This window comes from Geothrix edaphica (assembly GCF_030268045.1).
Classification (GTDB): Bacteria; Acidobacteriota; Holophagae; order Holophagales; family Holophagaceae; genus Geothrix; species Geothrix edaphica.
Window position 1 is genome coordinate 1,670,038 of sequence record NZ_BSDC01000001.1, and the last position, 22,451, is coordinate 1,692,488.

Here is a 22,451-nt window from a genome sequence, read left to right on the forward strand (position 1 = left end):
TGACGCCACCATTCACTACCGATTGGTCTGCTACCATCTGCGTCATCATCGGTCGGTGGTCAGACCACAGGACCGAAAAAATCTAGGAGGTTCAAAGATGTCCCCAGCCTTGATGTTCTGGACCCAATTCTTCCTCGTGCTTGCCGCCATCCTTCTGGGCATCCGGAAGGGCGGCGTCGCCCTGGGCCTCATCGGCGGCCTGGGCGTGGCCGTGCTGGTGCTGCTGTTCCGCGTCGCCCCCGGCACCCCGCCCATCGACGTGATGCTCATCATCCTGGCGGTGGTGACGGCCTCGGCCACCCTCCAGGTGGCGGGCGGCCTCGACTACCTGGTGCAGCTGACGGAGCGCGTCCTCCGCGCCCACCCCAAGTACGTCACCATCCTCGCCCCACTCTCCACGTTCCTGCTCACGGTCTGCGTGGGCACGGGGCACGCGGTCTACGCGCTGCTGCCGGTCATCTCCGACGTGGCCCTGAAGACCCGCATCCGCCCCGAGCGTCCCATGGCCATCTCCAGCGTGGCCTCCCAGATGGGCATCACCGCCAGCCCGGTGGCTGCCGCCGTGACCACCTTCCTGGCCATGGCCGCCAAGAACGGCCATCCCGTGGGCCTCTTCGACATCGTCCGCATCACCCTGCCCGCCGGCATCATCGGCGTGCTGGCCGCGGCGGCCTGGAGCTTCAACCGAGGCAAGGAGCTGGACCAGGATCCGGAGTTCCTGGAGCGCATGAAGGACCCCGAGTTCGCCAAGGCCCTGGATGCCAACGTGACCACCCTCGACAAGAAGATCCCCTTCACCGCCAAGCTCTCGGTGGGGCTCTTCTTCGCCGGCGTGCTGACCATCATCCTCATCGCCATGAAGCCCAGCCTGCTCCCCCTGGTGAACGGCAAGGCCGTGCCCATGACCACCGTGGTCCAGATCGTCATGCTGGCCTTCGGCTCCTTCATCCTCTTCGCCACCCAGGTCAAGGCCCCGGACATCGCCCGCTCCAGCGTCTTCATCGCGGGCATGATCGCCGTCGTCTCCATCTTCGGCATCGCCTGGATGAGCGAGACCTTCATCAAGGCCAACGAGGGCTACCTGGTGGCCAACATCAAGGCCATGGTGCAGATGGCGCCCTGGACCTTCGCCCTGGCCATGTTCGCCGTCTCCGCCTTCGTGAAGAGCCAGGCCGCCACCCTCACCATCATGCTGCCCTTCGGCTACGCCCTCGGCCTGCCCACGTCCCTGCTGCTGGGCCTCATCCCCGCAAGCTACGCCTACTTCTTCTTCGCCTTCTACCCCAGCGACCTCGCCGCCATCAACATGGACCGCACCGGCACCACGCGGATCGGCAAGTACCTCCTCAACCACAGCTTCATGATCCCCGGCCTCATCGGCGTCAGCGTCTCCACCTGCGTCGCCTACGGGCTGTCGAAGATCCTCGGCTGAGCACCGCTTCCGACGTAAAAAGCCCCGCCATCCGGCGGGGCTTTTTTGCAGGTTGGGAAAGCTACCAGAGCCCCAGCACCTTCCACCACAGGCCGCCGAGGCCCACCCAGATGACGATGTTCACGACGCTCACGATGAGCCCCGTGCGCCACCAGGTGCCGATCTCCACGTAGCCCGTGCCGAAGAGCACCGGCGCGGGTCCCGTTCCGTAGTGGGTCATGCCGGCGAAGAGGTTGCTGAAGAAGGCGAGCACCAGCGCCGCCAGCACGGGCGGGGCGCCGGCGACGATGGACACACCGAGGAAGGCCGCGTACATCGAGGCCACGTGGGCCGTGTTGCTGGCGAAGAAGTAGTGGCTGTAGAAGTAGACCAGCGCGAGCACCAGGAAGGCCGCGATCCAGCCCTTGCCCGCCACCATGCCGCCCATGGTCTTGCTGAACCAGGGCACCATGCCCAGCTTGTTGAGGAAGCTGGCCATCATCACCAGGGCGGCGAACCACACCAGGGTGTCCCAGGCACCGGTCTCGGCCTTGATGTCATCCCAGGTGAGGACCCCGGAGAGCAGCAGCACCGCCAGGCCCGCCAGGGCGGAAGTGGTGGGGTTGAGGTCGCCCAGCTGCTTGGCGAAGATCCAGAGGATCAGCAGCATCACGAAGACGCCCAGCATCATCCACTCCTGGCGCTTGATGGGCCCCAGGTCCCGCAGGTGTCCCTTGGCCATCTCCACGGCCTCCGGGGTCTCCGTGATCTCCGGCCGGTGGAGGCGATAGATGATGAATGGGACCAGCAGCAGCGCCACCAGGCCCGGCACCACCGCCGCGACCGCCCAGCCGACCCAGGTGATGTTCACCTTCAGGTCGCCCGCCAGCTTCTGGGCCAAAGGGTTGGCGGCCATGGCCGTGAGGAACATGGCGCTGGTGATGCAATTCACCTGGTAGGCCGTCAGCGTGAGGAACGACCCCATCTTCCGGGCGCTGGCGTCGCCGGGGTTGCTTCCGTAGGCGCGGGCCAGCGAGGCCATGATGGGCATGACGATGCCGCCGCCCCGGGCGGTGTTGCTGGGAATGGCCGGCGCCAGAACCAGGTCCGTGGCTGCCAGGCCGTAGCTGAGCCCCAGCGTCCGCTTGCCGAGCAGGGCCATGAAGGTGTAGGCGATGCGGGCGCCGAGGCCCGTCTTGATGAAGCCCCGGGAGATGAAGAAGGCCAGGACGATGAGCCAGATCACCACGTCGGAGAAGCCGCTCATGGAGTCCGCGATGCCGAGGGTGCCCGTGAGGGCCGTGACGGCGATGCCGATCATGGCCACCGCGCCCATGGGCAGCGCCTTCACGATGATCCCCACGATGGTGGTCACGAAGATCGCGAAGAGGTGCAGCCCCTTCACCCAGTCGGCCTTCCGCTTGGTTTCGGCCTCCACCTTGGCCTTGGCCTCGGCGTCGGCCTTCACCTTGGCATCGGCTTCCGCCTTCGCTTTGGCCTCCGCCTCGACCTTGGCCCTGGCTTCCGCCTCCACCTTCGCCTTGGCTTCCTGCTGGGCCTTGGTCAGGGGTTTGGCAGACAGCGGGGCGGCCGCGGGAGCCGGCGCGGGAACGGGCTTGGCCGCTGGCTTGGCGGGCATGGCCGGGACCGGCTTGGCAGCTGCGGGCTGGCCCGTGAAGAGCTTGGCATCGGGCACGGATACCAGCCTCGGCAGGCCGAAGTACAGGATCAGCCCCAGGACCAGCGTGACGAGGGCCGGAAGCGGCCTGGCGCCCTGCCAGCCGGACAGGCCTCCGGCGGCGGCCGTTCCGGAAACGGGTTCATGGCTCATGAGGAGCCTCCATGGTTAGGATGGGTTGGAATTTCGGTGCGTAGTCTACCCCTGAGTCACATAGTGTGAAGAGGTATCTGCGCTGCCTTCCCGCTCCATTCCTTCACCAATTAGATACATTTGCATCTTTCTTCACAGGAGCATCCCATGCGCGACTTGAGGATCGCGGTCATCCCCGGCGATGGCATCGGCAAGGAGGTGGTGCCCGAGGGCATCCGCGTGCTGGAGGCCGCCGCGGCCAAGCACGATCTGCGCTTCAAGTGGGACGAGTTCCCCTGGAGCTGCGAGTACTTCCTCGAACAAGGACGGATGATGCCCGTGGACGGCCTGGACCGCATCCGCCACCACGACGCCATCTTCCTCGGCGCCGTAGGCTTCCCCGGCGTGCCCGACCACGTCTCGCTCTGGGGCCTGCTCATCCCCATCCGCCGCGGCTTCAAGCAGTACGCCAACGTCCGCCCCGTGAAGCTCATGCCCGGCGTGCCCTGCCCCCTCGCGGGCCGGCAGGTGGGCGACATCGACTTCATCGTGGTGCGCGAAAACAACGAAGGCGAGTATTCCTCCATCGGCGGCCGGCTCTACGAGGGCACCGATCAGGAGATGGCCGTGCAGCAGACCGTCTTCACCCGCCAGGGCGTGGACCGCATCTTGAAATACGCCTTCGAGCTGGCCCAGTCGCGGCCCAAGAAGCACCTCACCTCGGCCACCAAGTCCAACGGCATCGCCATCACCATGCCCTACTGGGACGAGCGGGTGAAGGCCATGGGCGCCCGCTATCCCGAGGTGAAGGTGGACCAGTTCCACATCGACATCCTCTGCGCCCACTTCGTCCGCAATCCCCACTGGTTCGACGTGGTGGTGGGCTCCAACCTCTTCGGCGACATCCTCTCGGACCTGGGCCCCGGCTGCACGGGCACCATCGCCATCGCGCCCAGCGCGAACCTGAATCCCGAGCGCGAGTTCCCCTCCATGTTCGAGCCCGTCCACGGTTCGGCGCCGGACATCTACGGCAAGGGCATCGCCAACCCCATCGGCCAGATCTGGGCCGGGGCCATGATGCTGGACCACCTGGGCTGCCCCGAGGCCGGCGCCTCCGTCGTGGCCGCCATTGAGAAGGTGCTGGCCAGCGGCCTGCGCACCCCCGACATGGGCGGCAAGGCCAGCACCACCGACATGGGCCGGGCCATCGCCGACGCGGTGTGAATCACCGCGGCCGGATGGCCCCCGGGCCCGGCGGCAGGCCCGTTCCGCAGGACGGTCCACCCGCGTGGCCCTGCTTCTCACGGACCTTCGCCTGGAGGGTCCGGGCGGCCCGGCCGCGCAGGCGGATCACCCGCCCGTCGGCCCCCAGCCGGAACTCGGCCGCGCTGAGGAAGGCCCAGGAGGACTCGTCGGCCGCCTTCTCCACACGGATCTGGTCCCAGGGGATGGAGGCCGGCCCCTGCCACCAGGCGGGCTGAAAGGGAAAGGGCTGCTTCAGGTGCAGGCAGCGCCGGCCCACCTTGAGGGAGATGGGCGAGTGGCCGCGCAGGGCCCCGAACTCCACCTGCGGCCAGCCCAGGCTCCGCTCGATGGGATCCGTGGGATCGGCGGGAAAAGCGGCGTAGAGCGCCGGAAGGCCCATGAGCCGGTTGGAGAACCAGGAGATCGCCAGGAAGACGGCCGGGACCAGCAGGAACACGAAAGGTGGTGGCGGGGGGCCACCCCGCGAGACGAGCAGTGCCAGGGCCATCATGAGGTCGCCTTCCGCTTGGCCGCCTGCCAGGCCGCTTCCATCTGGTCGAGGTTCCGGAATTCCCACCCGCCTGCGGATCGCGCATCATCCTCCACCGCGAGGAAACGGCCCTTGAAGCGCATCATCTGGCGACGCAAGGCGGTGTCGGGGTCCACGCCCTTCTTGCGGGCCCACTGCATGAGGCTGAACAGCACGTCGCCGAACTCCTCCTCGACCCGCACAGGATCGGATTCCGCCTGCAGCTCGGCCACTTCCTCCTTCACCTTGTCGAGGACACCTTCCATATCGGGCCACTCGAAGCCCACCTTGGCGCAGCGGCGCCCGATCTCCAGGGCCTCCTCCATGGGCGACAGCGAGGCCGGGATGCCCTCCAGGAGGCGCGGCTCCCCGCCGTGGAGCCCCTTCTCCTCGCGCTTGATGGCGGCCCAGTTCGTGAGCACCTCATCGGCGCCATCGACACTGACCTCGGCGAAGACATGGGGGTGGCGGCGCACCAGCTTCTCCACCACGGTGCGTTCGACTTCGTGGAGGTCCCAGGCCCCGCGGTCCGCCGCCAGCTGGGCGTGGAAGGCGATCTGGAGCCAGAGGTCGCCCAGTTCCTCGCAGAGGTGGGCCTCCGTGGCCGGGTCGCCGGGCGCGTGGGCCGCCAGGGCATCCAGCACCTCCGCCGCCTCCTCCCGCAGGTAGCGGGCCAGGCTCTGGTGGTCCTGCTTCAGGTCCCAGGGGCAGCCCGTCTCCGGCTTCCGGAGCGCGGCCATGACAGCGCGGAGGGTCGTGGGTTCCATACCCTGAGGGTACCGCGAACCTAGCCCCGCCATCAGGCCGGAAGCGCCCCCAGGATGGCCTTGGCCAGATCCGTCAGCGAGGGATCCCGCGCACCCATCACCAGGATGAGGTCTCCGGAGTTCGCCTCGGCGGCCAGCCGGTCCACGAGCCAGTCCCGCGAGGACGCCAATTCCGTGGCCACACCCCGGGCGGCGATGTCCGCGACCACCTCGGCGCTGGTGATGTCGCGGCTGGCGGTGCCCCCGGCGTAGAAGACATCCAGGAACCAGAGGTGGTCCCGGGGCGCCAGCTCGGCTGTGAAGGCCTCCACGAATTCCGCCCGGAGGAACTTGAGGGGTCCGAAGCCGTGGGGCTGGAAGACCGCCAGCACGCGTCCCCCCGCGGCCGCCACGCGCAGGTGGGCGGCCCGGATCGAGGCCGACACCTTCGCGGGGTTGTGGCCGAAGTCGTCCACGACGGTGATGCCCTGCCGCGCGCCCAGCACCTGGAAGCGCCGCGCCACGCCCTGGAAGGCGGCCAGCGGCGCCGCCATGGCTTCCAGCCTCACTCCCAGCGCCTGGCAGGCCCCAAGGGCCGCCAGCGCGTTCTCGACGTTGTGAAGCCCGGTCACAGGAATGACAAAGTTGGTCCTCCCGACGCGGAAAGCGGAGCGTTCCGCGCCAAGCGACAGGCCTTCGGCCCGCAGGCCGGCCCCTTCCCCGAACCCGAAGGTCGCCGCCCCCGCCGCGAATTCCCGCAGGTTCTCCGCCTCGCCCACCACCGCGGCCTCGCGCACCTGGGCGCGGAAGAGCCGGAACATCCCGGCCACCGCATCCATCTCCTTGTGGTCCTTCTGGAGATTCAGGATCACGCCCACGGCCGGGTGGTAGCGCACCACGGAGCCGTCGCTCTCGTCGGCCTCGATCACCAGAAGATCGGAAGCCCCCGCCCAGGCGTTGCCCCAGCGACCCTCGCGCTGCAGGGCCACCAGCTCGCCGCCGGTGATGACTGAGGGATCCAGCCCCGCGCCGCGCAGGATCTCGAAGACCATGGCCACCGTAGTGGACTTGCCGCTGGTGCCCGTCACGGCCACCGTGCGGTACCGCGCCACGAGGTGCGCCAGCAGTTCCGACCGGTGCAGGACCGGCACCCCCAGTCGCCGCGCCGCCACCACATCCGGCACCTCCTCTTCCACGGCCGTGGACACCACCAGGGCCGCGCAGTCTCCTTCCAGGCCCGAGCCATCCTGGGGATGGATCACCACTCCCAGGGCCTCCAGCTGAGCCCTCGCCTCGGGCCGCTGGTTGCGGTCGAAGGTGCGGTCGCTGCCGCTGGCCCGGCCACCCTTCAGGGCCGCGAACTGGGCCAGGGCGCTCATGCCGCTGCCGGCCACGCCGGCGAAGTGCAGGCGGCCGAGGCCCAGGCCAGCGCCCGGCAGATCCTCGGCGATGAGGACGGGATCGCCCTCTGCCACGCGCTCGAAGAGGTCCTCCACGTCGGTGTTCGACAGGCGCACGCAACCGTGGGACACGGGCGTGCCCAGCTCGTGCTCCTGGTTGGTGCCGTGGAGGTAGATCCAGCGCAGCCGCGAGTCCCGCCCCGGCCCGCGGTTCCAGCCCTCCTCCAGCCCGTCCAGCGTGAGTACGCGGGTGAGGATGAGATCCTCCTCCCGGGCCTCGCCCCGCCACACCTCGCCGGTGGGCTTCTGGGCCTTGAACACCGCGCCGGGCTCGGCCCCGTCGCCGATGCGTGCGAGGATGCGGTGCCAGCCCGTGGGCGTGCGGTACGAGTTCTCCTCGCAGCCCAGGCCGTTCTTCGCCGTGGAGATGACGGCCTCGAAGGCCAGACGGCCGCCCACCAGCAGGCCCAGGCGCTGGCGCGCCACATCCACCACGACCACAGGCCCCAGGGGATCCCAACCCGGTGCGCCCGGACGGGCGAGGTTCGCCAGCACCAGGGCGCGGTAGCGGGCGGCGAGGACGGGATCGATCACGCCCCCGCCTCCACGATGCGCCCGGCCAGGGCGCTGGCGGCGACGGTGGCGGGGCTGGCCAGCCACATCTGGCCCGGTCCGCTGCGGCCAGGGAAGTTCCGGTTGATGGCGCTGATGGTCACCTCGTCGGGTCGCGTGGACACGCCGGGCCCCGCGTTGATGCAGGCGCCGCAGGAGCTGCCCAGCACCACGGCACCCACGGCCTCGAAGGCCGCGAGCCAGCCGTGTGCCTCGGCGTGGCGGCGCACATCCTCGCTGCCGCACTGCACGAAGAACCGCACGCCCACAGGCACTCGCCGCCCTTCCGCCGCGGCAGCCTTCACCACCTCGTAGGCCCGGCGCAGGTCCTCGCGCTTGCCGCCGGTGCAGCTGCCCAGGTAGGCGATGTGGATGGGCACGGCCTCGCCCAATTCCGCCAGGGCCACGCCATTCCCGGGATCGCCGGGTCGGGCCAGCATGGGACCCAGGGCCGCGCCGTCCACGACCAGGGTGTGGGCGTATTCGGCGCCCGCGTCACCCTGCATCCAGGGTTCCAGCGCGAGGTCCGCGCCGCGCCGCTCCTTCACGAAGCGCACGGTCTCCGCATCCGGCGCGATCAGCCCCGTGAAGCCGCCGATCTCCGCGGCCATGTTCGTGAGCGTGGCCCGCTCATCCGTATCCAGGTCCAGCAGCCCTTCGCCCTGATACTCGATGACATGGCCGATGGCCCCGCCCTCGCGGATGAGGGGCTGGGCCAGGAGGTGCAGCACCAGGTCCTTGGCGGACACACCCGGGCGCAGGCGGCCGTCCAGGCGCACCCGCAGGGTGGGCGGCACGGTCACGCGCACGTCGCCCGTCACCCAGGCGTTGGCGATGTCCGTGGTGCCCACGCCGAAGGCCAGGCAGCCCAGCGCCCCGGCGTGGGGCGTGTGCGAGTCCGTGCCCACCACCACCTGGCCCGGCAGGGCGTAGCGCTCGGCCATGAGCGCGTGGCAGATGCCCTCGCTGCCGGAACCATCCGGAAGCTCGCCGTGGAGCCGGATGCCGTGCTTCGCGCAGAAGGCCTCCTGGGCGGGCTTCAGGCGCTCGGCCACCGTGAGCAGGCCCATGGCCCGGTGCTCGGCCGTCATGCTGTGGTGCAGGAAGGTCAGGTGGTCGCGGAAGGCGAGGATGGAAGCGGGATCGCGCAGCTTCGAATCCGGTCCCAGGGCCCTCTCCAGGAAGCTCGCCGCCATGGGCGTCACGTACTCGTGGCTGAAGCGCCAGTCCGCCCGCACGAAGAGGCCATCGCCGGGCCTCACGGCGGGGAGTCCCACCTGCCCCGCCGCCGCGTCCACCACGGCGTGGCGGGCCAGCAGCTTCTCGGCGTAGGTCATGGGGTGCGGCTCGTGGGCGGGCAGCGGAGGCTTCACGTCGCCCGTCATGCGGGCGGCGTTGTAGGGGAAGAGGCCGCCCCGACGCACGATCTCGGCGGTGACGGGGTCCAGGCCCGCGGTGAACTCCGCCAGGGGGATGGCCTCGCCCCGCCGGAGGCGCGGAATCAGACCGAAGTCCGTGCTGGTGAGCAGGCCCAGGTTCTGGGCGTTCTGCCGGTAGATGCGCTCGAAGCTCTCCGCGATCACCAGGCGGAGGCCCGCGCATTGTTCCGCGTAGGGGCTGGCCTCCCGGCTGCTGCCCTTGCCCCGGCGCCTGCCGGCCACACTCACGGCGAAGCCCCCGGCCCGCACGGAGCCTTCCTTCACGGGGAAGGCCTCGCCGCACTTCAGGCCCAGGTAGGGGAAGTCGCCCAGCTTCTCGTCGAAGTGGTAGCAGATGAAGGCCGGCGTGATCTCGTCCGTGCTGATCTGGTCGCGCAGGGGAAGTGCTTCGCCCAGCTCGAAGTCCTCGCCTTGCAGCTGGCGGAGGATCCGCTCCGGATCCTCCGTGAGGAAGAGCACTCGGCCATCGAAGCGGATCGGATCAGGCAGCATCCCTCCAGAGTACCGGCTCTTCCCCCTCCGCACGAAGGCCCCCAACCGGGGGCCTTCGTGCGGACGATGGGTGGTGCCCGTCAGTCCTTCTCTTCCTCGGCCTTGAGCTTGGCTTCCTGCTCGTCGAGGTGCTTCATGAGGCGCTCGGCCAGTTCCTCGTCCTCGAGGGGCGTGAACATGTCGTCCTTCACCTCGAAGATCTCCAGGCTCAGGCCCTCCTCGGGATCCGCGGTGCCTTCCTCCTGGGCCTGCAACTCAGCCAGGGGCGCCAGGATGGCGAAGTTGCGGCCCTCGAACTCAAGCTCTTCCAGGATCGCGAACTCTTCCTTCTCGCCATTCTCGTCTTCGAGCTCAACGACTTCGATCTCGAAGGAATCGTCGTGATCGTGGTTGCAGTTCGGTCCGTGTTCGTGACCGTCATGAGCCATGGGCTCCTCCTTGCGCAAGGGACCAGAATACGGCCGGAAGCCTTTCCAGCCAAGGAAATATGCCGAAAGGGACCAGCCGTCGCGGGTCCCCTAAAAAAGGATCGGCCTCCCGAAGGAGGCCGATCCATGGTGAACAGTAGGGTCTAGATCTTGATGATGCTAGATCTTGGTGACGTTGGTCGCCTGGGGGCCCTTCTGGCCCTGACCCACGTTGAAGCTGACGCGCTGATTCTCGTCCAGGGTGCGGAAACCCGTGGTCTCGATGGCGGAGTGGTGAACGAACAGATCCGCACCACCGTCATCGGGGGTGATGAATCCGAAACCCTTTTCGGCGTTGAACCACTTCACGGTTCCCTGAGCCATTTGACTACCTGCTTTCTTCGTCCTGGATGTAGATGCATTGTTCCTTCCAGGCGAGGCAGCAACGCTTTTAGATACCCGCACGACCGGCGGGCGATTTCCAGTGTAAGGCCATTCCGGATGCAATTTTCAAAAAATCGACGAAATGATTCGGGAGGGCCTCTACAGATAGCTCTTCGCCCCGACGAAGGCCCGGCTGTAGTAGCGATCCGCCAGCCGGTCCTGCCGGATGCCCTGCCCCGGGCGCGGCGCGTGGATGAAGGCGCCCTGCCCCAGGTACAGCCCCACATGGCTCACCCGGTCGCCACCGTTTGTGGCGAAGAAGAGGAGGTCCCCGGCCCGGGCCTCGTCCAGGTCCACCGAGCGGCCAGCTTCGAACTGCGCCTGGGAGGAGCGCGGCAGCTTCAGCCCGTTCAGCCGGTACACGGCTCCCGTGAGCCCGCTGCAGTCGAAGCCCCGCTCCGTGGTGCCCCCGAAGAGGTAGGGCACGCCCAGGTAGCCCCTGGCCGTATCCACCAGGCTGGCCCGCAGGCCCCGCTCATCCTCGGGATGCGCCTGGAAGCGGCCGCCCGCACCCGGGGCGGAGCCGTCCGGCGCCACCACCCAGTAGGCCTCGATGGTCCCGGCCGACTTCAGCGCCTCGCCCCGGGCCCGGGCCCGCTCCTTCGTGGCGAAGTCCCCGAACCGCACCCGGTAGAGGCCATCGCCCGAGGCGTAGTAGGCGGCCTCCAGCCCCTGGGCCTGCAGCGATTGCGAGAACCGGGCCGCGTTCTCCACCTTGGCGAAGGCCCCGGCCTGCAGCGTGTAGCCCAGCTTGGGAAGGGCCCTGACCGCACCTGGGCCCGACGCCGGGCGCGCGGCCACAGAGCGGGGTGCCCGGGTGCAGGCCGTGGACAGCAGCAGGGCCGCCACCACGACTGGACCGATCCTGTGCCTCAGGCGCCGCATGGGACTCCGCATGAAAGTCTGGAGGGATCCTAGCAGGGGGCGGCATCGAGAGCCCCCTTACCCACAAAGAGGCGGGGCCGAAGCCCCGCCTCTGGTTCGTCGGCCGCCTGCGGCCGAACCCATCAGTTCGTCAACTGGATCGGGAAGGGGCCGTTCACCTGCTTCGTCACCCCGGAGGTGATGTAGATGTAGTAGGTTCCGGGTGTGAGACCGGTGGTCTTCCAGTTGAACTGCCAGGTGTTGGTGGTCGTGTCGTATTGGTAGCCGCTGGAACCGGCATCATCCAGGGTGATGGCTCCGTCGGAGGATGCGTAATCCGCGACCTTCAGGATCCTGATCTCCGGAGCGGCGGTCCCGCTGGGAATGGCCACGTTGGCGGCGTTGGTGTACTGCCACTTGAGCGGGATCGCGCTCTTGATCTTGTACGACTTGTTGGGCGTGTAAGGGGACAGCAGGCCGTAGAAGCCGTAGGTGATCACGTCATGGACCGTGCCACTGGCGGAGTTGTAGTTGGTGTTGCCCGCAAAGCTCCAGGCATCGGCCGGGTAGTCGCCGGGGCTGGTGTGCGTGGTGCCGCTGAGGGTCAACAGGCCGGCCAGGCTCTCGCCCTTCACACCCGTGGCTGTGCCTGTGGCGGTGTGCGAATTGCCGTCGTAGATCGTGTTGTAGGGCGTCACGGTGATGGTCGCGTTGGCTTTGGTAAGCGTGATGGCCACGCTGCCGCTCGTGTTGTTGTAGTTGCCGGTGATATCGGTGAAGGTCCAGTTGGCCGTGCCACCCGGAACGTCGGTGAAGCTGGCGCCCAGGTTGAGGCCGCTCAGGGTCTCGCCCTTCACGCCCGTGGCCGTGCCGGTGGCCCCGTGGGGGTTGCCGTCGTAGACGCCCGTGTAGCCCGTCACATTGACCGTGGCATTGGCCTTGGCAATGGCGTCGTGGATCGTGCCGCTGGCAGGGTTGTAGTTCGTATTGCCCGCGAAGCTCCAGGCATCCGCCGGGTAGTCGCCGGCGTTGGTGTGCGTCGTACCGGTGAGCGTCAACAGGCTGCCCAGGTCGGCGGGGACGCTTTCCACGCCCCTGGCTGTGGCAGTGGCCGTGTGCGCATTGCCATCGTAGGTCACGCTGTAGGGTGTGACGGTGATGATCGCGTTGACCTTGGCGATCTTGTCGGTGATGGTGCCGCTGGCCGCCTTGTAGTTGGTGTTGCCCGCGAAGCTCCATCCGTCGGTCGCGTAGGTGCCCGCGTCGGTGTGGGTCGTGCCGGTCAAGGTCAGCAGGCTGGAGAGATCCAGACCGGCGAGCCCGGTGGCCGTCCCGGTGGCCGTGTGGGCAGTGCCGTCGTAGTTGACGTCGTAGGGCGTCACCACGATGGTCGCGTTGATCTGGGCGATCTTGTCCGTGACCGTGCCGCTGGCGGCCTTGTAGTTGGTGTTGCCCGCGAAGCTCCAGCCATCGGTCGCGTAGGTGCCCGCGTCGGTGTGGGTCGTGCCGGTCAAGGTCAGCAGGCTGCTCAGATCCAGACCGGCGAGCCCGGTGGCCGTCCCGGTGGCCGTGTGGGCAGTGCCGTCGTAGTTGACGTCGTACGGGGTCACTACGATGGTCGCGTTGATCTGGGCGATCTTGTCCGTGACCGTGCCGCTGGCGGCCTTGTAGTTGGTGTTGCCGGCGAAGCTCCAGCCGTCGGTCGCGTAGGTGCCCGCGTCGGTGTGGGTCGTGCCGGTCAAGGTCAGCAGGCTGGAGAGATCCAGACCGGCGAGGCCGGTGGCTGTGCCGGTGGCCGTGTGGGCATGGCCGTCGTAGTTGACGTCGTACGGGGTCACTACGATCGTGGCTTCGGCCTGGAACACCTGGAAGGTCTGATCCACATCCGTCGCGGCAGTGTAGGTTCCGTTCCCGCCCTGGGAGGCGCGCACGGTCACATAGCCCGCTCCCGTGATGGTGAGCGTATTCCCGGACAAGGTGGCCGGGCCGGAGAAGATCGTGAAGGTCACGGGCAGGCCTGAGGAAGCCGAAGCGGACAAGCCGAAGGCCGTGTCACCGTAGGTGTGGTCGGGGATCGCGCCGAAGCTGATGGTCTGCCCCAGCTTGCCGATGTTCCGGACGCTGCCGGTACCCAAGGAAGCCAGATCCGCTGCCAGGTAGGTGCGGCTGTTGTTGAGGGCATCCAGGGTGGTCACCTTGCTGAGCTGATAGAGGCCCGGCACGGAGCCCGCGGGGATGGTCACCGCACCGCCCCAGGTGCCGCTCAGGGTCGTGCCCGAGCCCAGGGCGGTGGCTCCGGGATACAAGGCCCCATCCGGCCCCGTGAACCAGAAGCTGACCGAACTGGTGCCCGACAGGTTGTCCGTCACCGAGAAGCTGGCATTGATGGCCTGGGCGGCGCTGGTGGTGTCGATGGTGGACGGGCTGAGGCTGAAGGAAGCCAGCAGAGGTGCCGCGGTATCCGCCGTGCTGCTGATCACGTCAACAGTGGCCGGGGGGAAGTCCTGCTTGAGGCGCCCCCACGGGTACTGCGCCTCGGGTCCAGAGCCCTCCGTCGCGTGAAGGGACAGCTGCCAGGTGCCGGCAGCCCCCTGGTAGGGGACGCTCAGGCTGATCTGGAAGTGGCCAGGCGAGAGCATGGTGCCTGCGACATAGCCGGTGGTCTGGCTGCTGGTCGGACTGCTGGCTCCCGCCAGGGTCAACGAGGCGCTCACCGAAGAGGCGGCCGTATCCGTCACCGTGACCACCACGGTCCGGGCGGAGGCGCTGACATCCACCGAGCCGGGACTGATGGCCAGGGCCGTGACATTGGCGGGCTGCGCACCGAACAGGGAGGAGGCCGCGAGGAGCAGCAGGGCGGCGGCTGTCCTGGCGAGCCGAGGGAGGAGGCGAGGTGTCATGGACCGTCTCATTTCCGGATCCTCCCACGCGTATCCACGCCAATCTGGCCATGGAGCAGGTCGAGGTTCCCGATGACGGAGAGGTTGCCGGTCGCCGAGGCCAGGACGCCAGTGCCGCCGGTGATCACGAGGGCTCCGTCCAGGCCGTAGACCCCTTCCGTATCCGTCGGGGTCAGCAGCACCTCGTCCAGGGTGGTAATGGAGCTGCCGTCGGCGAAGAGGAAGACATGGCTGCCAGTGGCATGGAGGAGGCCATCCTCCGCCAGAGCCTCGGGGATGCTCAACTGCTGGGTCACCTGGGCCCACCGGCCCACGCCGTTGGCCCGGACCTCCGCCATGCCCAGAAACCCGCCCTTGGGGCTACGCGCGAGCTGGGACCGCAGGGCCACCTCATTGGTGCCGAAGTCGATCCAGATCGCGCCCGGGATGGCGCCGTCGTCCAGCGTGGCCGCCGCCAGCCGGGGCCGGGCCAATCCGCACACGCCCGCGGCTGCGACCGCGAGCAGCGCAAAGAGCGCCCTTCTCCGGCGGGAAGTGATGATGTGACGCATGGCGTACCTCCTTAGATTTCATGTAAATTCTGCAAATGAAGCGTTAATACAAACTACAGAAGGGCCGCCCCCCGGATGCGCGGAGGAACGGGGAAGGGGTGCTCAGGCGAGAAACTGCAGGCCCACACGGAAGCCGTTCCGGGTCCGCTGGGTCCACCTCACCTGGGAGATGACGGGCACACTGGCGCGCTCCGCTTCGATGGGGACGTGGAGCTTCAGGATCTCCCCAGGCTGCAGGGCACAGTCCGTGAGGAGACTCGCCCCCTCCGGGCTGATGTCGCGCCCGACCCCTTGGGTCGGTTCCTCCTCCATCAGGCCGGACTCGGAGGCAGTGCGTTCGAAGCGGACGACCTGGTGCAGGTCCGTCCGAGGACTGGCGCGTTTTTCCTCAGGGGTATCCATGAGCCCGAAGCTTAGGGCCTCCACCCCCCGGGGCCAATCCCCCCGAAAGAGGGGTTTTTCCTAGGTAGACCTTTTCTTCGTTTGGATTATGTTGTTATCCATTGACCAGCCTCTCTGGAATCGTCCGACAGCGCTCTGCGCCGGGGGTCCTCATTTTTGATCTTGAGGGCAGGATGGCTTTTGCCAATGAGCAGGCCCTGGAGCTGCTCGTCACCCTGCTTCCGGTCGAGAGCCCAGCCGGCACCATCCCCGAGCCCATCCTCACCCTCTGCAAGAAGGCGCAAGGCGGCGGCGAGACCACAGTGACGCTGCGCTCACCGGGCCCGGCCTGGGCCGGCCTGCCGGAAGGGGTGCTGCCCGCCTGCGCGTTGCGGGCTCTGCCCCTGGGCGCCCCGGGGGAGAAGGGCCCCGCGACCCACACCATGGTCCTCATGGAGCGGGTCGTGGAGAAGCACCAGATCGACCTGGAGAAGGCCCGCGCCGCCTTCCAGCTCTCCAAGCGGGAAGCAGAGGTGCTGAATCTGCTGGGCCTGGGCTTCACCAACAAGAAGATCGCAGAGATGCTCTACATCTCCGAGCACACGGTGAAGGACCACATCAAGAACATCATGAAGAAGCTGGGCGCCAGTTCCCGGGGCGAGGTCGTGGCCACCCTGAGGTAAGGCGTCCACCCTCGCGGGCATGACCACTGGCACCCTCCCCCATGGAACCGAAACTGAGTCTCTGGACTCACTTCCTGGGGAGGTGCCCGATGAGGAAACGCTCGTTCGTCGTCCTTGCCTGCCTGATGGCCAGCCCCCTGGCAGCCCGGATCGCCAATCCGGCCAAGACTCCCGCCAAGGCCGAAGCCAAGGCCGAGGCCATCGTGGGCTGCAAGGAGACGAAGCTGTACCACAAGGCCGACTGCAAGTGGGTGAAGGAGATCGACAAGGCCCACACCCGCGTGGACTTCAAGTCCGTGGCCGAGGCGAAGAAGGCCGGCATGAAGCCCTGCGAGGACTGCAAGCCCGGCAGCTGAGGCCTTCTGGCCAAGGAGGGTCGGCCAAGCCGGGGGAAGTGGGCCCTGGTGTCCGTGCTGCCAGGGCCCACTCACCGTGAATCACTGTCCATCAGCGGGTAAACATCTCTTTTCGGGAATCCGGCCCCAGTGACGCAGACGCCCGTCCGGGCTACTTGAGCTTGTCCAGCTCGCCCTGGATGCGGGTGCGCTGGTCGGCCTGCTTCACCCGTTCGAGGGCCTTGCGGTAGTTCGCGGCGGCCTGGGCCTTGTCGCCCTTGAGGGCGTAGGCCTCGGCGAGGCTGTCGTAGGCGTTCCAGGAGTCGGGGTGATCCTGCACGTTCCGCTGGAAGAGGACGATGGCCTCGTCCAGCTTCTTCTGGCCCAGCAGCGTGTAGCCCAGCTGGTTGACCTCCACCTCCGTGGCCTTCGCCAGGGCCTTCGCCCGCAGGGCCTCGGCACCCTTGGCGTCGCCCTTCTTGTCCAGCAGCGCGGCCTTAGTGCGCAGGGCCGTGAAGGACTCTCGCATGGTGAGGGAGCGGTCGACCCAGGTCATGGCCTCGTCCAGGTTCACATCGTTGCGGGCGCACCAGCCCGCGGCGCCGCTCCAGGCCTCGGGGAAGAACTGGTGGAGGCCGCGCAGCTGTTCCCGCAGGCTCTGGACCACCACGGCCTTGGTGTCCACGGCCACCGGAATGGGCACCCGCAGCTTCTCCCAGCGCAGCGACAGGGTGACCCCCTGCTCGCTGGGATCGTCGAAGGTGTAGGCGAGGCGCTCCGTGGGCTCGGCGACCAGGGGCGTCACCTGCACCCGGGCCACGTCCTCCTTGGCGTCGTAGCTGTAGCTGCCCCAGCCGTGGGACTGGCTGCTGAAGATCACGGTCCAGGCCGTGGCCGTGGGCAGCATGTGGAGGCCGTAGCGCCCCGCCGGCAGCGGCGTCCCGCCCACGCGGACGGGGCTGGAGAAGGTCACCACGGTGTTCTCGTTGGCCCCGGCCCGCCAGACCTGGCCGTAGGGCACCAGCCCGCCCCAGACCTTGCGGCCGTTCACCGCCGGCCGGTGGTAGCTCACCTCGATGTCCGTCAGCCCCACCGTCTGGCTGGCGTGGGCCCGGGGGCTGGCCTCGGGCAGCGTGAGGGGCGGCGCCTGGGCGACGAGCACCGGCGCGACCACAAGAAGAGCAAGGGCGATGCGACGCATGGGACACCTCCGCGAGCATCCTGGCCGGAAGCCCTCGAAACCGGAAGCAGGCTGGGGCCAGCGGTGCGATTCCGGGGGCGGACCGGGAGACCAAGGATAATTTGAGCCACGGATGAACACGGATGGACACGGATTGAAAAGCAAAAGCATTCAGCCGGTGATGAACGGTGATTCACGGGGATTGGGCCCTGGCAACACGAGTCTGGGCTCCACCGGAAGCCGCCGAAGGCGGGCCCATGCGGGCCCCTGCCCGGCTTTATCACCGTCCATCACCGTTCATCACCGGGTAAAAAAGCTCTTTTCATTCGCCCCGCGACTACCGTTCAGAGGCCGATTCAGCCCCGTTCGCCCGGTTGTGACGAGCGTCCGACCGGCTTAGTGACAGCATGAGCACGGATTTCCAGCACCCAGCATTTCCACATCACCACCCAAACAAAGGCATCGATTGCAATCCAGTCGTGCGAATCGCCTAATTTTGAGTTAGGCCGACGTGGGCGGGCTCGGCACAACGCTTTCTGGTCTAACTTCCCCGAGGTCCCGTCGCGCTAAAGTGGATTACCCAATCACCGTCACTTCCCGCTGGTCCTGGCTTTTCGTTCGTTCGCCCTTTCCCATTCTCAGCGCTTGGGCCGTTAGATCAGGCGCTGTGGCCTCACCCGCCCACCTCCGCCTAACGTGCCCGTCTCCTGGGCTCGGTTCACCGGGCATCGGCGTACGGCCTAACCTTGCGCTCAACTCGGACCCCGCCTACATTGCCTTCCGCTCTCTCTCAGCTTCCCGCTTCCTCGGCTCCGTTCAGCGCCTCGGTGCAGGCAGGGCCGGTTAGCTTCATTCGTTAGGCCGCCGATGAACACTCCGCAAAAATTCCACCGGCATTGGTCGTTTATTGTTTGCGACAAAAGGTACTTCTATCCCTTCGTCATTGCCCTATTTGTCCTGGGGTTATGGGCCGCGTTTCACTTCAAAGATGCATCTCACTTTGCGAGAGTCGGAAATTTCATCATTGGTGGTGGCGTTTGGATCAGCATGAGATCTACTTTGCGTGAAGCGTACAAAGAAGGCACTAACTTGGCAGATCTTTCTCCGTTCATTCCTGGTACCAACGCGCTCAATTCAACTTTCTTCAACAACATTACTTTCGCGGCCGAGGATAAACGTCTTCAGATCCATGGCTTTGTATTAGTTATCCTTGGTTCATTGATTAGCTCTTATGGCGATCTTTTTCTCAAGGCATTGTCGCCTGGGTCGTTCCTATGATCGCAGCGGTCGGCCTAACCCTCCGCTCAACTCGGACCCCGCCTGCATTGCCTTCCGCTCTGTCTCATCTCCCTGCTTCCTCGGCTCCGTTCAGCGCATCCGCGCAGGCGTGGCCGGTTAGCTTCATTCGTTAATTGCCCCCTTTTCCGTTACCAAGGCCCTCCGTGAAACCCCTCCTGCTCCCCTCCGCCCTCCTGCTCTCGCTGTTCGCCTGCACGCCGAAGCCGCCGATCTACGTGGTGACGGCGGCTTCGGCGGACAGCCTTCGGCCCATGCGGGACGCGGCCTTCCAGACCAAACCGGTCGCCAAGATCGATCTGCATGACTTCAAGCGGGCCTTCGTCAAGAAATACGGCAGCGAGGCGGCCTTCATCGAGGGGTTCCAGAAGGATCTGGCGCAGTCGCTGTCGGCAGGCGTGGCGACCGGGACGGGGGTCACCTATGTCCTGGAGCTGCCCCGGCTGGATGTGGACAGCGTGACCATCGGCTACTGGACCTCCGTGGGTGGCGGGCCCCACATGCCGCCTCAGCAGGTCTACCACAGCACCGAATACTGCGTGATCACCCTCGACTACCGCGTGAAGGACGCCTCGGGCCGCGAGCTCCTCGGCGGCACCGTCCGGGAGAAGACCGCCAAGGGCGAGTTCCTGCACCCCAACCAGAGCAAGCTGGCCAACGCCGTCCAGGGCGTCCAGGCCCACCTGGTGGACTACCTGCGGGGCCGCCTCGCCCCCGAGAACATCGGCGTCCCCGAGGCCCCCAAGGCCGCCCCGGCCACGGCCGCCAAGTAGGCGTCAGGCCACCTCGAACACCGCCAGCCCATCCTGCAGGGTCGTCTGCCCGCTGATGGGCACGACATCGCCCACGCGGAAGGGGCGCTGGCGGCGGCGGATGGTGTCGGGGAAGGCCACGGCTTCGCAGAGGCCGGTGTCGTCCTCGAAGGTGACGAACTGCATGCGCCCGCCTTTCTCGGTGGCCACTTCCTTGTCGGCCACCACCAAAGCCCAAAACCGCAGGCGGCGGCCCGGTTTCTCCCCGGCCAGGACCTTGGCCACATCGGCGGCGCGGTCGGGGCCCCCGCCCTTCCGCACGCGGGCGAGGGCCGCCGGGTGGATCTCCAGCGTCAGGCCCATGGTCTGCAGCTCCAGGTCGGCGCGGTCGAAGGCGTCCGTGGGGCGCGGGCGCACGCCCGGGGGCACGCCGCCCAGCCGCGCCCACATGAGGCGCGTGCGGTCGCCGTCCGGCGCCCAGCGGTCGAAGGCCCCGGCAGCGCAGAGGGCCTCGGCGGTGGTGACCGACAGCTTCACGCGGCCCAACAGATCGCCCAGATCCGCGAAGGGGCCCTGCTGCTCCCGGTTCTCCAGCAGGGCCTCCACCTCCTTCGCCAGGGCGCCCTGCACCTGCATCAAGCCCACGCGCAGGGCCTGCTCGCCCTCGGCGGTGAAGGGCCAGGCGGAGGCGTTGGCGTCGGGCCCCCGCACCACCAGGCGATGGCGGCGGGCGTCGCCCAGGTAGGCGATGGCGGGGTAGTAGCCGCCCTGGTTGGTGACCACCGATGCGAAGAACACCGCCGGGTGGTGGGCCTTGATCCAGGCGCTCTCGAAGCTCACCTGGGCGTAGCTGGCCGAGTGCGGCTTGCAGAAGGAGTAGCCCTGGAAGGTGCGGATCATGTCCCAGGCCTCGTCCACCGTTGAAGGGCGCACGGCGCGGGCCGCGCAGCCGCTGCGGAACCGGGCCTCGAAGTAGGGCAGCTTCTCCTCGCAGTCGGGCTTGCCCAGGAGCTTGCGCAGCTGGTCGGCCTCGAAGTGGCTCCAGCCCGCCAGCTCCACGCAGACCTTGATGACGTCCTCCTGGTAGACCAGCACGCCGAAGCTGTCGGACAGCAGGTTCGCAAAGACGGGATCGCTGGGCTCCCAGACCTCCTCGCCCCGGCTGCGCTTCACGTAGCGGTCCACCCAGCGGTAGGCGGCGGGGCGGATGAGGCTGCTGTGGATCACCAGCGTCTCGAAGTCGCCCTTCCGCACCCGCTGCTGGAGCTGGCGCGTGGCGGGGCTCTCGACATAGAACACACCGATGCTGTCGCCCCGGGCCAGCAGGGCCTGGGTGTCGGGGTCGTTCCGCGAATGGGTGCCGGGATCGGCGGGCTTGCGGTCGCCCAGCACTTCGTAGGCATCGCGGATGACGGCGAGGCTGCGGTTGCCGAGGAGGTCGATCTTCACCAGGCCGTAGTTCTCCACGCCGTCCTTGTCCCAGGTGGTGGTGGACACGCTCTCCTTGGCGGGCGCGGGCTGGAAGGCGGCGTGCTCCCAGAAGGCCTTGGGCGTGACGACGGTACCGCCGGGGTGCACGGAGAACTGGTGGAAGTGGCCCTTCAGCGCCAGGGCCTGGCGCAGGATCGTGTCCCAGGCCGGGTTCTCGGCGGCGCGGACGAGGCCCCCTTCCCAGCCGCGGACGTAGCGGGCCAGCTGCTTGAGCTCGCTGTCGGGCCGCCCGTGAGCCTGGGCCACGGCCCGCAGGGCGCCCTTGGCCTTGAAGAAGGCGTGGTTGGCCACCATGGCCACGCGATGGCGCCCGTAGCGCTCGAACACCTTCTGGATGACGTCCTCCCGCTCGTCCCAGGCGAAGTCGATGTCCATGTCCGGCGGATCCTTGCGCTCCTTCGTGAGGAAGCGCTCGAACATCAGGTTCGTGGCCACGGGATCCACGTTGCTGAGGCCCAGGGCGTAGCTCACCAGGGAGGCGGCGCCGCTGCCCCGGCCGCAGATGCGCGGCATGGCGCCCTGGGCGGCCCGCACGATGTCCTCCACCAGGAGGAAGTAGCGGGCGAAGCCCTTGAAGGCGATGAGGTCCAGCTCCTGCTCCATACGCGCCAGCACCTCGCCGTTCGGATTCCGGAAGCGCGCCGCCACGCCCACCCGCACCTTCTCGCGCAGGAGGGCGTCCAGGTCCGCGCCCTCGCGGCCCAGGGGCTCAGCCAGCACCCACTTCCCCCAGTGGAGGTTCCAGCCCGAGATGCGCTCCAGGACGGTCGCCGTGGCCCGTTCCACGACGGGCTCGCCGAAGGGGAAGCGCGCCTCCCAGTCGGCCCGGGGGACAGCGGCCTCGGCGGGATCCCACAGGGCCTCCGTGCGGATGAGCGTCATCTGCTGATCGATGGCCCGCTTGAGGCGGTGCATCTCCAGGCCCTCGGCGGTGCGGAAGCGCAGCACCTGGGGCGCCACCACCTCCAGGCCCGCCGCCAGGGCCTTCCGCGCCTCCTGCGCCCGGCGGGGGTGGGCCAGCAGGGCGCCATAGAGGCCCTCCCGCAGCAGGGCGTCCAGGCCCGCGAGATCGTCGGCCAGCAGGACGCAGTCCTGGGGCGGCTCGGGGGCGCCCAGGCCGGGAATGTCCGGCCCCGGTGCCGCATCGTGGGCCTGGGCCGAGAGCAGGCGGTTCAGGGCGGCGTAGCCCGAATCACTGAAGGGAAGCGCCCCGTAGCCGTGGCCCCGCCAGGTGAAGCGGCTGCCCAGGTGCAGGCGGAAGCCCGTCCACCGCGGGTCCGGTGGCAGGCCCTCCAGGCGCCGGGCCTCGTGGATCCACTCCAATTCCGCCCGCAGCTTCGGGTAGCCCGCCACGCCCCGGTCCCAGCAGACCAGGTCGCGGTAGCCCAGCTGCCGCGCCAGCGACAGCAGCTGCTTCGCCGGGTAGACGCCTTCACCTACAGAGAAATCGGAGATGCCGAGGGCGAACATGGGGGGAGGGACC

Annotated in this window: 19 protein-coding genes; 6 read left to right on the top strand and 13 right to left on the bottom strand. The window is 67.9% G+C overall.

Annotation, left to right across the window (positions count from 1 at the left end; genetic code table 11):
• Positions 1-97 precede the first annotated feature (97 nt).
• On the top strand, positions 98-1,432 hold the full coding sequence (locus tag QSJ30_RS07610) for an anaerobic C4-dicarboxylate transporter (protein WP_285608000.1): 1,335 nt from the start codon (positions 98-100) through the stop codon (positions 1,430-1,432).
• A gap of 61 nt (positions 1,433-1,493) precedes the next feature.
• On the opposite strand, the gene QSJ30_RS07615 is transcribed toward QSJ30_RS07610, so the two are convergent.
• Positions 1,494-3,242: an anion permease gene (locus tag QSJ30_RS07615; protein ID WP_285608002.1), complete on the bottom strand. Its 1,749-nt coding sequence runs from the start codon at positions 3,240-3,242 to the stop codon at positions 1,494-1,496.
• 147 nt (positions 3,243-3,389) lie between these two features.
• Here QSJ30_RS07615 and QSJ30_RS07620 point away from each other — a divergent pair, with 147 nt between their 5' ends.
• Positions 3,390-4,445: a tartrate dehydrogenase gene (locus tag QSJ30_RS07620; RefSeq protein ID WP_285608004.1), complete on the top strand. Its 1,056-nt coding sequence runs from the start codon at positions 3,390-3,392 to the stop codon at positions 4,443-4,445.
• 1 nt (position 4,446) lies between these two features.
• On the opposite strand, the gene QSJ30_RS07625 is transcribed toward QSJ30_RS07620, so the two are convergent.
• From QSJ30_RS07625 to QSJ30_RS07670, 10 genes are all read right to left on the bottom strand, one after another.
• Entirely contained in the window at positions 4,447-4,977 is a 531-nt protein-coding gene (locus QSJ30_RS07625) for a hypothetical protein (protein WP_285608005.1), read from the bottom strand.
• Positions 4,974-5,762 carry a nucleoside triphosphate pyrophosphohydrolase gene (gene mazG, locus QSJ30_RS07630; protein ID WP_285608007.1) on the bottom strand — a complete coding sequence of 263 codons (789 nt, stop codon included), beginning with the start codon at positions 5,760-5,762 and terminating at the stop codon, positions 4,974-4,976. The genes QSJ30_RS07625 and mazG overlap by 4 nt, the downstream gene beginning before the upstream one ends.
• A 32-nt stretch (positions 5,763-5,794) precedes the next feature.
• Entirely contained in the window at positions 5,795-7,735 is a 1,941-nt protein-coding gene (locus tag QSJ30_RS07635) for a L,D-transpeptidase family protein (protein ID WP_285608008.1), read from the bottom strand.
• The gene (locus tag QSJ30_RS07640; RefSeq protein ID WP_285608010.1) at positions 7,732-9,684 is read right to left on the bottom strand and encodes an aconitase family protein; all 1,953 of its coding nucleotides are present in this window, start codon (positions 9,682-9,684) and stop codon (positions 7,732-7,734) included. Before QSJ30_RS07640 ends, QSJ30_RS07635 begins: the two co-directional genes overlap by 4 nt.
• Positions 9,685-9,764: 80 nt before the next feature.
• A complete protein-coding gene (locus tag QSJ30_RS07645) occupies positions 9,765-10,112 on the bottom strand; it encodes a DUF1292 domain-containing protein (protein ID WP_243302289.1) in 348 nt (115 codons plus the stop codon).
• A 159-nt stretch (positions 10,113-10,271) separates the two neighbouring features.
• A complete protein-coding gene (locus QSJ30_RS07650) occupies positions 10,272-10,475 on the bottom strand; it encodes a cold-shock protein (protein WP_243285857.1) in 204 nt (67 codons plus the stop codon).
• Between the two features lie 159 nt (positions 10,476-10,634).
• Positions 10,635-11,420, bottom strand: coding sequence for a C40 family peptidase (locus QSJ30_RS07655; protein WP_285608012.1), 786 nt, complete (start codon positions 11,418-11,420; stop codon positions 10,635-10,637).
• Between the two features lie 122 nt (positions 11,421-11,542).
• Positions 11,543-14,299: a beta strand repeat-containing protein gene (locus tag QSJ30_RS07660; protein ID WP_285608013.1), complete on the bottom strand. Its 2,757-nt coding sequence runs from the start codon at positions 14,297-14,299 to the stop codon at positions 11,543-11,545.
• Between the two features lie 8 nt (positions 14,300-14,307).
• Positions 14,308-14,850, bottom strand: a complete 543-nt coding sequence (locus QSJ30_RS07665) for a hypothetical protein (RefSeq protein WP_285608014.1) — start codon at positions 14,848-14,850, stop codon at positions 14,308-14,310.
• A gap of 102 nt (positions 14,851-14,952) precedes the next feature.
• A complete protein-coding gene (locus QSJ30_RS07670; protein ID WP_285608015.1) occupies positions 14,953-15,252 on the bottom strand; it encodes a PilZ domain-containing protein in 300 nt (99 codons plus the stop codon).
• 173 nt (positions 15,253-15,425) lie between these two features.
• Between QSJ30_RS07670 and QSJ30_RS07675 the strand changes: the two genes are divergently transcribed.
• Positions 15,426-15,914 (top strand): helix-turn-helix transcriptional regulator, encoded by a 489-nt coding sequence (locus QSJ30_RS07675; protein WP_285608016.1) that lies wholly within the window; start codon positions 15,426-15,428, stop codon positions 15,912-15,914.
• Between the two features lie 89 nt (positions 15,915-16,003).
• Entirely contained in the window at positions 16,004-16,270 is a 267-nt protein-coding gene (locus QSJ30_RS07680; protein WP_285608017.1) for an Ada metal-binding domain-containing protein, read from the top strand.
• 151 nt (positions 16,271-16,421) lie between these two features.
• Here QSJ30_RS07680 and QSJ30_RS07685 read toward each other — a convergent pair whose 3' ends face one another.
• A complete protein-coding gene (locus QSJ30_RS07685) occupies positions 16,422-17,450 on the bottom strand; it encodes a DUF2911 domain-containing protein (protein WP_285608018.1) in 1,029 nt (342 codons plus the stop codon).
• 846 nt (positions 17,451-18,296) lie between these two features.
• Between QSJ30_RS07685 and QSJ30_RS07690 the strand changes: the two genes are divergently transcribed.
• Together QSJ30_RS07690 and QSJ30_RS07695 are read left to right on the top strand one after the other, a co-directional pair.
• Complete coding sequence (locus QSJ30_RS07690; protein WP_285608019.1) at positions 18,297-18,707, top strand: hypothetical protein; 411 nt, start codon at positions 18,297-18,299, stop codon at positions 18,705-18,707.
• Between the two features lie 164 nt (positions 18,708-18,871).
• Positions 18,872-19,498, top strand: a complete 627-nt coding sequence (locus QSJ30_RS07695) for a hypothetical protein (protein ID WP_285608020.1) — start codon at positions 18,872-18,874, stop codon at positions 19,496-19,498.
• 3 nt (positions 19,499-19,501) lie between these two features.
• On the opposite strand, the gene QSJ30_RS07700 is transcribed toward QSJ30_RS07695, so the two are convergent.
• Entirely contained in the window at positions 19,502-22,438 is a 2,937-nt protein-coding gene (locus tag QSJ30_RS07700) for a helix-hairpin-helix domain-containing protein (RefSeq protein ID WP_285608021.1), read from the bottom strand.
• Positions 22,439-22,451: the final 13 nt, after the last annotated feature.

Coding starts and splice junctions, on each gene's coding strand:
- QSJ30_RS07610 (WP_285608000.1), top strand. CDS start 98: ATGTCCCCAGCCTTGATGTTCTGGACCCAATTCTTCCTCGTGCTTGCC.
- QSJ30_RS07615 (WP_285608002.1), bottom strand. CDS start 3,242: ATGAGCCATGAACCCGTTTCCGGAACGGCCGCCGCCGGAGGCCTGTCC.
- QSJ30_RS07620 (WP_285608004.1), top strand. CDS start 3,390: ATGCGCGACTTGAGGATCGCGGTCATCCCCGGCGATGGCATCGGCAAG.
- QSJ30_RS07625 (WP_285608005.1), bottom strand. CDS start 4,977: ATGATGGCCCTGGCACTGCTCGTCTCGCGGGGTGGCCCCCCGCCACCA.
- mazG (WP_285608007.1), bottom strand. CDS start 5,762: ATGGAACCCACGACCCTCCGCGCTGTCATGGCCGCGCTCCGGAAGCCG.
- QSJ30_RS07640 (WP_285608010.1), bottom strand. CDS start 9,684: ATGCTGCCTGATCCGATCCGCTTCGATGGCCGAGTGCTCTTCCTCACG.
- QSJ30_RS07645 (WP_243302289.1), bottom strand. CDS start 10,112: ATGGCTCATGACGGTCACGAACACGGACCGAACTGCAACCACGATCAC.
- QSJ30_RS07650 (WP_243285857.1), bottom strand. CDS start 10,475: ATGGCTCAGGGAACCGTGAAGTGGTTCAACGCCGAAAAGGGTTTCGGA.
- QSJ30_RS07655 (WP_285608012.1), bottom strand. CDS start 11,420: ATGCGGCGCCTGAGGCACAGGATCGGTCCAGTCGTGGTGGCGGCCCTG.
- QSJ30_RS07660 (WP_285608013.1), bottom strand. CDS start 14,299: ATGACACCTCGCCTCCTCCCTCGGCTCGCCAGGACAGCCGCCGCCCTG.
- QSJ30_RS07665 (WP_285608014.1), bottom strand. CDS start 14,850: ATGCGTCACATCATCACTTCCCGCCGGAGAAGGGCGCTCTTTGCGCTG.
- QSJ30_RS07670 (WP_285608015.1), bottom strand. CDS start 15,252: ATGGATACCCCTGAGGAAAAACGCGCCAGTCCTCGGACGGACCTGCAC.
- QSJ30_RS07675 (WP_285608016.1), top strand. CDS start 15,426: ATGGCTTTTGCCAATGAGCAGGCCCTGGAGCTGCTCGTCACCCTGCTT.
- QSJ30_RS07680 (WP_285608017.1), top strand. CDS start 16,004: ATGAGGAAACGCTCGTTCGTCGTCCTTGCCTGCCTGATGGCCAGCCCC.
- QSJ30_RS07685 (WP_285608018.1), bottom strand. CDS start 17,450: ATGCGTCGCATCGCCCTTGCTCTTCTTGTGGTCGCGCCGGTGCTCGTC.
- QSJ30_RS07690 (WP_285608019.1), top strand. CDS start 18,297: ATGAACACTCCGCAAAAATTCCACCGGCATTGGTCGTTTATTGTTTGC.
- QSJ30_RS07700 (WP_285608021.1), bottom strand. CDS start 22,438: ATGTTCGCCCTCGGCATCTCCGATTTCTCTGTAGGTGAAGGCGTCTAC.